Annotated in this window: 9 protein-coding genes; 2 read left to right on the top strand and 7 right to left on the bottom strand. The window is 45.9% G+C overall.

Annotated features, from left to right (window positions below; genetic code table 11):
- Positions 1–8: 8 nt before the first annotated feature.
- Both ACXAGP_RS10285 and ACXAGP_RS10290 read right to left on the bottom strand, forming a co-directional pair.
- Positions 9–1,106 (bottom strand): hypothetical protein, encoded by a 1,098-nt coding sequence (locus ACXAGP_RS10285; protein WP_475261227.1) that lies wholly within the window; start codon positions 1,104–1,106, stop codon positions 9–11.
- Between the two features lie 145 nt (positions 1,107–1,251).
- Positions 1,252–2,211, bottom strand: a complete 960-nt coding sequence (locus tag ACXAGP_RS10290; RefSeq protein ID WP_475261228.1) for a bifunctional helix-turn-helix transcriptional regulator/GNAT family N-acetyltransferase — start codon at positions 2,209–2,211, stop codon at positions 1,252–1,254.
- A 313-nt stretch (positions 2,212–2,524) separates the two neighbouring features.
- On the opposite strand from ACXAGP_RS10290, the gene ACXAGP_RS10295 reads away from it, so the two are divergent.
- A complete protein-coding gene (locus tag ACXAGP_RS10295) occupies positions 2,525–6,187 on the top strand; it encodes a diguanylate cyclase (RefSeq protein ID WP_475261230.1) in 3,663 nt (1,220 codons plus the stop codon).
- Positions 6,188–6,302: 115 nt separating this feature from the next.
- Here ACXAGP_RS10295 and ACXAGP_RS10300 read toward each other — a convergent pair whose 3' ends face one another.
- The gene (locus tag ACXAGP_RS10300; RefSeq protein ID WP_475261231.1) at positions 6,303–7,103 is read right to left on the bottom strand and encodes a sulfite exporter TauE/SafE family protein; all 801 of its coding nucleotides are present in this window, start codon (positions 7,101–7,103) and stop codon (positions 6,303–6,305) included.
- Between the two features lie 86 nt (positions 7,104–7,189).
- On the opposite strand from ACXAGP_RS10300, the gene ACXAGP_RS10305 reads away from it, so the two are divergent.
- Positions 7,190–7,981: an AraC family transcriptional regulator gene (locus tag ACXAGP_RS10305; protein ID WP_475261232.1), complete on the top strand. Its 792-nt coding sequence runs from the start codon at positions 7,190–7,192 to the stop codon at positions 7,979–7,981.
- Between the two features lie 115 nt (positions 7,982–8,096).
- On the opposite strand, the gene ACXAGP_RS10310 is transcribed toward ACXAGP_RS10305, so the two are convergent.
- From ACXAGP_RS10310 to ACXAGP_RS10325, 4 genes are all read right to left on the bottom strand, one after another.
- Positions 8,097–9,662 (bottom strand): SulP family inorganic anion transporter, encoded by a 1,566-nt coding sequence (locus ACXAGP_RS10310; RefSeq protein ID WP_475261233.1) that lies wholly within the window; start codon positions 9,660–9,662, stop codon positions 8,097–8,099.
- Positions 9,663–9,768: 106 nt separating this feature from the next.
- Positions 9,769–10,476, bottom strand: coding sequence for an alpha/beta hydrolase (locus ACXAGP_RS10315; protein WP_475261549.1), 708 nt, complete (start codon positions 10,474–10,476; stop codon positions 9,769–9,771).
- Positions 10,477–10,712: 236 nt separating this feature from the next.
- Entirely contained in the window at positions 10,713–10,865 is a 153-nt protein-coding gene (locus tag ACXAGP_RS10320) for a hypothetical protein (RefSeq protein WP_475261234.1), read from the bottom strand.
- A gap of 113 nt (positions 10,866–10,978) precedes the next feature.
- The gene (locus tag ACXAGP_RS10325; protein WP_475261235.1) at positions 10,979–11,734 is read right to left on the bottom strand and encodes a hypothetical protein; all 756 of its coding nucleotides are present in this window, start codon (positions 11,732–11,734) and stop codon (positions 10,979–10,981) included.
- Between the last annotated feature and the right edge of the window lie 15 nt (positions 11,735–11,749).

An 11,749-nucleotide genomic window follows, 5' to 3' on the forward strand; every position in this document is an offset into this window, starting at 1 on the left:
AGCTTGAATTATTTTCGTCCCTGATTTTGCCCTTGTATACGCATAAAATGATTGCCTCTTTGCTGGGCTCCGTTATTTTGTGATGGTTCAGCTTGCATTGCACTGCCATTGCTATTTGTAGGTTGTGGTTGATTATTTTGTCGTTGCTGTTGAGCTCCGTTTTGTTGTTGAACGACTTTTACCTTCTTTTTGGTGACTTTTAGTTTGTCTTCATTAAGCAATGTTGGGCTCATAGAGCGCAGTGCAAATTTATCATCAAAGCGTCGCTGGTAATTCATAGCGTACATGGTGTAACGCGTATCATCACCTTGCCCTTGTTTGGCAACAAAACCAACGGTGGAGTGGTCTTGTGTGTCGACCCGAAAATGAACTCGTTCGGCACTTTCATTGCCTTTAGGATTGGGATTAGTTTTCGCTGAGAGTTTTCCGTAGTGCTCAACGGCATTTTCAACTTCACTATCCACCACTTTATTCGCTTTATTTGGGTTCCATACCGTAGTAAATTCATTCGTTTTGGCACCATGCAATCGAAATGGCGTAGCATGAGCTCTATTCGGTTCATAGTTTTTGGGAGTGGGACTCCTGGGATGGTTCGTCTGTTTATCACCTTCGTTTTTTGCGAGGCTGAAATAGGTGGCGGATATCATGGAACCTTTGTAGCTACCATCTTTAGAGAGAACGCGGTTATCATCTTGATGGACATCCTTGTTATTAAAACGCGCCTCTATAAAATCTCGTTGTGTTTTGTTGGAGAACAACTTACTCAGTGAATTTTCTTCTCTGGCGGAATTGTGAAATTTATTTCTAACTTCTTCTGCGCGATCGCCTTGCTTTGTATGCCTTACATTGAGTGTATTACGCACAAATTCGGAAACGGAAATACCGTGATGAATACCAGTGGCAAGGGCCGCTCGTTGTTCTTGTTTTTGGTTTAGGTTGAGTTGAGCTTTGGTTGATAAATGTTTCACCCTATGGCCGCGGCCTTGAGGTTGAGCGTCTATGCTACTGGGTTTTAAGGAGTCATTGCTTGGTGATCTTCCCTGATTGAGCAAAGTTGATTGCTGAGAATTTGATGTGTTTTTTCTACCGCGGGGATTATTACTCACAAAATAACTCCTTATCAGGTGAATAATCTTTCCTTTCAGTAACTCTGTCAACTAACTGTGCATTAAAAAATGCACGGTTTGGTTTTTCATCGGTTGGAGCTACTTATTGGTTGGCTTAAAATCCTCGGAATCCATTAGATTCAATTTAAACGTGGGTTTGTTCACCGTATTCCATATACACATCCGCCCGTTGGTAATGGGAATCGCTTGGGCTGGGTTTGTGCACAAAGCCCATTTTTTCATACAGGGTGACTGCGGGCACCAGGCGTTTATTGGATTCCAGAAATAACACTTTTCCGTCTGAAGCTTTAAACCGTTCGATAGCAAATTCCATCAGTTTACGACCTACCTTCAAACCCTGATATTTTTCGGTGACCGCCATTTTGGTTAGCTCTATTCGGCCTTCTGGTAGAACCATTAACGCTACCGTGCCGATGATTTCGCCGCGATACCGGGCGAAATAAATATTGCCTCCCGCTGCTAAAATGTATTTTTCCGGGTTGGATAAGACTTCATTGTCGTATTCTTCCACATAGAAGTACTTCTCCAGCCACTCGATATTCAGGCGCTTAAAATCTTCGGCAAACTCTGGCTGCCATGTAAATATTTCCACCTCGTTAGCGGTACGCATTTTTTCCCTGGCCACAATCCGTTCCGATAAACAAAGCTGTTGATTTTGGTGCTCCAGGTCTAATACGGCAGGTAGTAGCTGATGCTCAGATGCTTTAAGCATGTCATCCAGGCAGTATTGCAGGTTTTCCCAGATGGGCACCAATTGCTCTACCAGCTCTTTGCCAGCAGGTGTAAGTGACAGCAAGCGTCGGCGCTCATCTTTGTCATCAGGACGGGTATTGATGTACCCCTGCTGGCTGAGCTTTTTACTCATTTGATTAACGGCGGGATGAGTGATGCCCAAGGCATCTGCGATTTCTGTGATGGCAGCATCCCCATCTTGATAGAGCAAGAAAATAATGGCCGTGATACGAGAACTAAGCGCTATCTCGTGGCGTTTGTAGATCTTGTCCACTTCGTCATAGAGATGATCGCTGAGTCTTTTTAAACGCGTTCCGAGAAACAGTTCACCTAACTCTTCGATAGTTTTCATCGTAAATAACCTTTTGTGTAACGTGTTACGTAAAATAATACGTAATGTCTTACGTAAATTGCAAGTAAAACTTTTATTGGGAAAAAGTCGGCTATCTAAAAGGTCATAAGCCAATCGAAATGCTTTGATTTTCGAGTTTTTAATTGAATTGCAGTAAATAGTTTTGCGCAACTTCGTGAAATGATGCACGCACTAAGCACGACAAATTTTCCGTAATGAAATATTTGATGTAGGCTATAACTTTGAAATCTGAATTCACTGTAAATAACCTGATATGCGATTACCTTGCTGGGTCCTCTTGTTGCTTTTTTTGTTGCCTGGACTCCCTCCCAAAGCCCACTCTTCATCGGAACTATTTGAACTAGGAGAATGGTACTTCGAGTCGTTTGAAGAACTGGAAGATCTCGGGATAGATGTCATTACGGTCATTATTCAGGATCAGCGTGGTTTTATCTGGCTCGGGGCTCAAAGTGGCCTTGTGCGGTACGATGGCTATGAGTTTAAAAAGTATATGCCGGATCCACAAAATCCGCATGCCATCAGTGGCCGCTATATTCAGTCCATCACCGAAATTGGTGAGCAAATCTGGGTAGGCACCTATTCCGATGGGCTATCTATTTATAATCCAGATACGGACAGTTTCACTTCTTACAGTCACGATCGCGAAGATCCTCTGAGTCTCGCTGATAATGATGTGCGCGCAATCGTACCCGTGGGTGAGCACGTGTTTTTGGGCACTCGCGGAGGCATTAATATTTTCACCAGAGATGGCCGTTCACTGGGTATTGTTCAGGTGCGTGGCTGTGAGAATGTTTTATCAAAAGGACGAGTGAATACCTTATTCTCAGAAGCTAATAACCTATGGATTGGTACTGTAAATGGCTTATGCCGCCTGAATATGCCGGGATTTATCGACGCTGGCCAAATTTGGCAAGGCACTGAACTGACAGAGTTTGACGGGCACAATGTGTATTACCTTGCTGTGGATTACCTGAAACAAATTTGGGTAGGCACCACTAATTTTGGCGCGGCTGTTATTCAGCCCGGCAGCCTCACTGTCACTCCTATTCCATACGATCCTGATGACCCGAGCAAGGTTAATGCTCCTTGGGTAGATGAAATGCTGCAAGTGGACGATGAAGTCTGGTTGGCAACAGCAACAGCGGGTATTGCCGTGGTTGATGCTAAAACGCTTCAGGTTAAACGCCACATCCGCCGACAAGAGGGTATTCCCAACACGCTGACTCTGGATGATATCAGCGCCTTTTTGCAGGATGACTCTGGACTTATCTGGATAGGTACCTGGGGTGGGGGACTCAATCGTTTTAATCCAGCCAACAAAGCTTTCCGAAGCCTGAGGCCTAATCATTTGAAAACCAATACGCTGACCCACCCTGATATCCGAGCGATGAAAGAGCTGCAAAACGGTGAAATTTGGGTCGGTTCTTTCGTTAACGGTATCGATGTAATCAATCCTGAACATGGTGTTATCCGGGGATTTCGCCCCGATCAAACAGATCCACTCGCGTTGCAAGGTGGTTACGTGTTCAGTATCGAACAGATGCCTGGAGGCGATATTTGGGTTGCCACGCTGGATCACGGTATTTTCAGGTATTTACCAGAGATGGATGGCTTTCGTCAGTTTGTAGATCACCCTGAATTACCGGACAACACAGTGCGCACTTTATTGGCAGAAGGAGAGCGCTGGTTGTGGGTGGGTACTGATGCGGGTTTGAGCTTAATGGATACTCAAACGGAAACGCTGCAAAGCTTTAGGCTTCAGGATGTGCGCGGGCAGGCCTTTGATAAAGTCATCGAAAGTATTGTTGTGTTTGGTGGAGTGGGCTGGATTGCTACAAACCAAGGACTATATATTGCCGACCGAGAAACTATGACCGTGGTGCCGGTGGTCAGTCCCAAGGGAAGAGGTCTGGCCGATAATTTTATCACCGATATTCACATTAGCGCTGATAATCACCTGTACTTCGCCAATAGCCTAGGGTTCGACAGATTAACCGCTTGGGATGCAACCGGTATTAATCAAGGTGAGGTTACGGCTGAGTTTGAGTCCATTGCTGCCAAAATAGGACAGCCAGGCGAAGGGTTAGGCAACAATATACTTGAAGATAATTCGGGACGTTTATGGGTGAAAAATAGCGTGGTGGACCCCTCAGATTGGTCCCTGACTCGCATCGATAAATCCGCCGGTTGGGATGTCGGCAATATGTGGATTGGCAGCAACCACAAATTGCGTGATGGTACTTTGATGTTTGGCGGTACCCGTGGCATTTTGTTGATCCGGCCTGAGTTATATGAAACCTGGACCTTTGAACCCAGGTTAGTGGTAACTGCAATTGCTCGTGATAGTGAAAAAGTCGCACCAGCGGATGCCAAACCACTAGTACTCACTCCTGAAGTTGAAAGCTTCTACATCGAGTTTGCCGCGCTGGACTATTCGGGTTCTGAGCGACTGCAATATCAATACAAGATGCAGGGTTATGACAGCAACTGGATTAATACCAGTGCCAGAAATCGCCGAGCTACCTACTCTCGTTTGCAACCCGGCGAATATCAATTGCAGGTGCGTGGTACCAATAAAGAAGGCATTTGGAGCAGCCAAATGGTGACCGTGGATATACTGCAGCGCCCGGCATGGTATGAAACCTGGTGGTTCAGAACCTTTGCCGCGATTATAATCTCCGTTCTGTTATTTGGTTTTTACAGTTACCGAGTTACCATCTTAAATCGCCAGAAAAAAGCTTTGGATAAGCTGGTGGCTTCGCGTACTGCCGACATTGAACTGCTGGGTAAAATTGGCAAAGACATTACTTCGTCGTTGGATCTGGAGGAAGTGATGAATGCGGTCAATCGCCATGTTTCTAAACTTATCGATACCCAGGTGTTTTTGATGGGGTTTGTGGATGAAGATAAGCAACTGATTAAAATCCAGTTCCTCAAAGAAGATGGCATCCGCTGTCAATCTCTCGACTATGAATTGAGTGAGCTCAACCGACCGGCAGTTTGGTGTGTTCAGAATAAGGCGTCGTTAATGACCAATAATCGCCTGGAACTTTTGGATTATGTTGCGGAAATTCAGCAGCCTAAATTTGGCGAGGCGATGGAATCCATCGTGTATTTGCCTTTGGTGATACACGATAAGGTGGTAGGTTGTTTGAGCCTGCAGAGTCCCAAGCAAAACGCTTATACCGAAAACGATATCGAGGTACTGCAAAAAGTGGCGTCTTATGCGGCCATCGCTCTGGACAATGCAGAATCCCATAGCAAATTAGAGTCGGCACTCAGTGAGATTGAACGCATTAGCCTCACCGACCAGTTAACCGGCGCCAAAAATCGTCGCTTCCTGGAGAACATTATGCCGGTGGAGATGGCGCGCATAAAACGCGCCCGTGCCGACAACTCACCAATAGAGCTGGGCTTTGTTTTATTAGACATCGATCATTTTAAAGCGGTGAATGATACCTGGGGCCACGATGCTGGTGATCAATTGTTAATTCAATTTGTGGAACTGCTGCATAAATTGTGTCGCGAGTCCGACTGGGTAGTGCGCCTTGGCGGCGAAGAGTTTGTGGTTGTGGCTCAGATAGAAGAGGAAGGGCAACTGGCGAAACTCGCTGAGCGCTTGCGCAAAGGCGTACAGGAATTTGAATTTGCGATTGATGCGGATTTGGTGTTGCAAAAAACCTGCTCCATTGGTCTGGTAACTGTGCCATTTGTGAATGGTGACTTCAGCAAAATTAACTGGCAGAAATGCCTTAATATCGCCGACCGTGCTCTCTATGCCGCCAAGAACAATGGGCGCAATGCCTGGGTGGCTATTTTCGCCAATCAATCCTTAATAGAAGCCGATATTTACGACCAGGTGCTAAAATCACCGGACAAATTAAGAGAAGAGGGACGTATTACCTGTGTGACCTCTTTTGCTGAGGATAAGACCTGGCGCTTTAATCAAGACTGAGAAAGGTGAGGAAAGATATCTCAATCAAGACCGACACAGGGAAATGACATTATCGTAGGAATTCCAACGGTATAAAGTTTAAAAACTAATCAGATTATGTAGCACTCAGATAAACTTAAATTACAACCCATAGCATTTTAATTCCCAACGCTAAAAGCAGTAGCGCGAAAAGTTTCTTCAGTAGTGTAACCGGGAGCTTATGTGATACTTTTGCCCCGAAAGGCGCACTGATAGCGCTCGCCGTCGAGATTAAAACCATGGCGGGGAGATAGACAAAACCGAAAGTATTGGCAACTGCTGAAGTCTGTCCTAAACCATTGAATAAGTATCCTAAAGTGCCTGCTAAGGCAATGGCCAAACCTATCGCCGCTGATGTACCCACTGCCTCCGACATTTTCATCCCCTGGCGATTTAAATAGGGCACCAGTAGTGAGCCCCCACCAATAGAAACTAGTGCGGAAATAGCGCCGATAATAAGAGACCAGATGACCGCTTTAGTCTTGGTACTACTCTTAATCATTGCTGGTTCCCTGCCCTTGAATAGCATCTTCAAGGCGGTATAAAACATAAATAGCGCAAAAAATAGAGTCAGGTAAACGGCATTCGATTGCGCTGCCAGGAAAGTGGCAGCAAAGGTACCTATTATGCAGCCTGTTGCCATTAACCCTGCAATGGGCCAATTCACCGCCTGGTGTTTGTGATGAGCATAGGCACTTGAAAACGATGTGACGACAATACAAGCCATAGACGTACCTAGTGCCACATGCATGACCAGATGTTCGGGGATACCGTGGTAAGCTAAAACACTGGCTAATACGGGAACCAGAATTCCACCGCCACCCACTCCCAACAAACCTGCTATAAAGCCAACTACGCTGCCCAACAAGAGAAAAGTTAGCACCCATTCTATGCTCATCAGTGTTCCTCTATTTTAAAAGTGACCATGATATTGCGAACTTACACTGGTAGAGTATCGACAACCAGACAAGTTATATTGAGATCATGACAACGGTTGTTTCACTTCCACCATCGCAAGCCAGTGAGCGGTCTCTAGATGTGCCGATCAAGGTTGTTCGGCGAGACATTCAACAGAACGTTAAAATTGCAAAACACAGCCACGAATGGGGGCAATTTGTTTATGCTAGTCAGGGGGTTATGTTGGTTGACACACCATTTAACCGCTACATTGTGCCTCCCGAGCAAGGTGTATGGTTGTTACCGCACGTGGATCATGAAGTGCACTCTTTGACAAATGTTTCTCTGGTGAGCTTCTATATTGCCACTGAGATGCTAAATGATATGCCAAAAGAATGTGGTGTGCTGGAAATAAGTCCATTCTTGAAAGTGCTAATTTATGAAGCAAGAGACTTCACTGACGACTATTCATGGGAGGATAGTCAGGGGTTGCATCTGCGCCTAATACTGCAAAGGCTCTCAAAGGCCCCCACAGCCATATATCAGTTGCCATTTCCCACGGATAAGCGTTTGGTGAAGATACTCAATTGCATTCAGCAAACTCCGTCAAATCACGACAGCTTAGAACAGTGGGGAGAAATTGTTGGGGCATCCAGCCGCACTTTATCTCGATTGTTCAAAAAGGAGACCGGGCTACATTACACTGAGTGGCGACAACGCCTCACAATCCAAATTGCCATTCGTAAACTGACTCAAGGCAGCGCCATTGCAGTTGTTGCTCATGAACTGGGCTATGATTCAGCATCTGCATTTACCTATATGTTCAAAAGTAAAACGGGGATGACGCCAAGTGGATTTAAAGGAAAGCAAGTCAGATAAAGCATTGTGTTGTTGAACGTTTTTCGGTTGCAGTGGGCCACTCAGGTTTGGGAATGAAAAACGCCAGTTCAATGATGAACTGGCGTTTGCATTTTCGGATAAAAGCGAATTGCTGTTAAGCTAGCTTATCAGATGCCACGTGGTAACGCGGATCTTCAGCCACATTGATTTCAACGTATTCTTGCGCTTTGGTAAGTAAGTCGCGACACTCCTCACTGATGTGACGGATATGCAGCTTTTTACCGGCCTGACGATATTTATCCGCCAGATTATCAATGGCATCCAGACCTGAAGAATCCCAGATACGAGAGTTATTAAAATCAATCACAACGTCTTGTGGATCATTGTTTGGATCGAATAAATCTTTGAAGTGCAGTACCGAGCCGAAGAACAAGGGGCCTTCTACCTCATAGATTTTCCAACCATCTTTATCGGTGTGGGTTTTGGCCACAATATGGGTGGCGTGTTTCCAGGCGAACACCAATGCAGACATAATTACGCCGACAATTACCGCGATAGCCAGATCGGCATACACCGTGATGGCGGTTACGGCGAACAGTACAAAAGCATCCTCTTTGTTTACGCCGCGAATAATTTTAAAGCTGGCCCACTCAAATGTACCAATGACCACCATAAACATGACGCCCACCAAGGCTGCCAGTGGGATCATTTCAATTAGCGGCGCAGCGAACAGGATAAAGGCCAACAGCACTAGTGCGGCAGTGATACCAGATAAACGACCACGACCGCCTGAGTTGATGTTGATCATACTTTGACCAATCATGGCACAACCACCCATACCACCGAAGAAACCATTAACGGTATTGGCTACACCCTGACCGATACATTCGCGATTACCTTTGCCGCGTGTATCGGTAAGGTCATCAATGAGGGATAACGTCAGTAGTGATTCAATCAAACCGACCAAGGCCAAAATAATCGAGGTGGGCAATACGATATACAGTGTTTCCAGCGTAAAAGGCACTGCCGGGATAGCAAAGCTGGGTAATTCTCCAGCAAGGGTCACCGTATCGCGCTGCTCTGCAGGCACCATGTCTTTCACAAAATCAATAACGGTGCGGGCTTCCAAGTCTAAACCATGTACCAGTGCGGTTACCGTTAAGATGGCTACCAGTGACGCAGGTACTGCTGAGGTAAGCTTAGGCAAAAAGAAGATAATCGCCATGGTAAGGGCGGTTAACCCCAGCATTAGATACAGCATCTGGCCTTGCATCCAAACCTGAATACCAGAGGTATCCAGTACTTTGAATTGCCCCAGCTGAGCTAAAAAGATCACGATAGCCAGGCCATTAACAAAGCCTAACATCACAGGGTAGGGCACCAGCCGGATAAATTTACCCAGCTTAAATATCCCGGCCATTAACTGCAGCAGACCGGCCAATATCACCGCCACAAACAGGTACTGCACGCCGTGCATGGCTACCAAACTCACCATGACCACGGCCATTGCGCCGGTGGCACCAGAAATCATGCCCGGGCGACCGCCAATGGCAGAAGTGATCAAGCCCATCATAAAGGCGGCATACAAGCCCACCATGGGCTCCACACCTGCTACAAAGGCGAAAGCCACCGCTTCTGGCACCAAAGCCAGTGCGACAGTAATACCGGATAAGACGTCGTTCTTAACGTTACTGTCTTTATTAGTTATCAAATCAAACATAGTGTGCTCAATTGTTGAAAAATGCCGCGAATTCTAACAGGAATTGTAACAATGATCCTTTAACAGAATGTTAAATATAGACCTTTTGCGGTTTTAAGGTGGGGATTTAGCTTTTAGTGGACAGTATCCAGGCCACTCCTTGACGAAACGCATCGGGAATGGAAGAGACGTGGCTGTGGCCAGGCATCGGCTGGAGTTTTAACTGCCAATTGGGATGTGAATTCTCATGCCAGTATGACTGCCAAACCTTCCTTGGGGCTGCAAAACGCGCTGCGTCGTGCTCCGCTGCCCCTATAAATAACTTAACTTTCCCTTCAAAGGAAAGTGATTCAGGTAATCGTAGGAAGTGTTCCGTATTGGTATGGATGGCAGGATTATTAGCTATGATGCCGTGAAAAAGTTCAGGTTTGTAAGTGGCGAGATAAAGGCCAAATTGACCACCCAATGAATTGCCGAATAACAGGCGCTTTGCTTCATCTGTGGGGTATTTTTGAGCTATTAGCGGTATTAATTTTTGTGTCAGAAAGCGGGCAAACTCAGCTGCACCGCCCCAGTGTTTTCGATTCTCATCCTCTGAAGGCAGGGTGAAGTCGTGGCTGCGAGCATTGCCCTTACGCCAATCATTTGTGCCATAGCTGATGCCCACAATAATCAATTCTGGCAGCTCTTCTAAGGCTTGCAATAAATGGGCGTGAGCACTGAGCATGGGAAAAGTAATACCGCCATCCAATAAATAGATCACCGGATAGTGTTTATCCTGTTCCCGGTTATGTGGTACTTGCACGTAAATGTAGTAATACCAATTAGTATTAATATGTGATCGCTCAGCGCAGTCTCAGGAGCATTAGTTCGAGGCGTGCGAATGAAAGAATACTGGTGGTCTTATGAACTTCGCGCAACAAAGAAATAATGTTCCTGAGGCGCGTCTTTGATGGGTTTGAAACGCATTTATACGGTGTTGGATGTTTTTGATTTAGGCCCACTAGACCTGCAAACATCCGCCTTGTCTAAATGCGTTTCAATTCCCACTGAGTAGAGCAAATATTATTACTAATTGGTATAAGACTGTTTTTGGTTTTTAACTTCGAAGGTGTCAGTGTTAGCAAGAGACTGTAAATGACGACCATCAAGTATTTGTGCTTTGCTGGTGGAAATGAGGCAACCCAATAGGATAAACAATAACAAAGTGCTACGAATATTCATGTGTAAGCGGTGCTGATATGTTTCTTAATTTATTGCAGCTACGGGGCGATCGTGCAAGGTGACGGACAGAATACTTTGTAATAATTCGTATCCTGCCCCTCAGGAGGATTGATTTAATTTACAAAGGCGTATTCCATCTCATAGATATAGTCGAGGGTAGGGAAGCGCCATAACTCAATGGCTTGCGCCATACATTCGGCGTAATCATTGGTGCGCGATGGGGTGGCCAGCTCGCCTTCTTTGATAACCGCTACATTTGCGATTTCACCACTGGCCTGAATGACAAAAGAGAGGCCGCCTTTGCTGTGGTTGCCGTGCATATCCTGGCACAAGTCAAAATGTAATTTGTGCTGCTCCATCACGCTATTGGCAATGCGATAAAAGGCTTCGTCGGAATTGTCCAGTGAACGCAACGCGACCGCCGTCATATCGGTGATGCCGATGCCATTACCGCGTTTAGCCACTTCCTGGGTGCGGCACATCAAAGTGGTGTTTTGAGCTTCATTTTTACAACTATAAACACTGTCATTGCTGGCGCTACAACTGGCATTGGTATCGGCAAGCCAGGGACGCTGTTGCTCGCTGTAGCTCAGAGTTAAAGGGGCATCAGTTTGGTTCATACAAATCAAATTGTAAGATGTCTCCGTGTCTTTCTTCACAGCCCAAACCCGGCCTTTGGCAGCTACTTGCATAGTCTCTTGAGCTGATAGTTTATTATCGTCACCTGACAATTCAGCGCCCTTGCTGCGCTCAACCACAACCAGCAAATCCTCGGCACTGACCGATGTTTGCCAACTCAAAAGCCCGGTTAAAGCCAGCAGGACCAGTGATTTTTGTAAAATAGTTCTTTTTGTAGCTCGCATATTCATGTCATTCACTCCTTC

The organism is Planctobacterium sp. AWM4_229 (genome assembly GCF_056160305.1).

Excerpts from the sequence above, each read along its gene's own strand:
- ACXAGP_RS10325 (WP_475261235.1), bottom strand. The coding sequence starts at position 11,734 with ATGAATATGCGAGCTACAAAAAGAACTATTTTACAAAAATCACTGGTC.
- ACXAGP_RS10320 (WP_475261234.1), bottom strand. The coding sequence starts at position 10,865 with ATGAATATTCGTAGCACTTTGTTATTGTTTATCCTATTGGGTTGCCTC.
- ACXAGP_RS10305 (WP_475261232.1), top strand. The coding sequence starts at position 7,190 with ATGACAACGGTTGTTTCACTTCCACCATCGCAAGCCAGTGAGCGGTCT.
- ACXAGP_RS10310 (WP_475261233.1), bottom strand. The coding sequence starts at position 9,662 with ATGTTTGATTTGATAACTAATAAAGACAGTAACGTTAAGAACGACGTC.
- ACXAGP_RS10300 (WP_475261231.1), bottom strand. The coding sequence starts at position 7,103 with ATGAGCATAGAATGGGTGCTAACTTTTCTCTTGTTGGGCAGCGTAGTT.
- ACXAGP_RS10290 (WP_475261228.1), bottom strand. The coding sequence starts at position 2,211 with ATGAAAACTATCGAAGAGTTAGGTGAACTGTTTCTCGGAACGCGTTTA.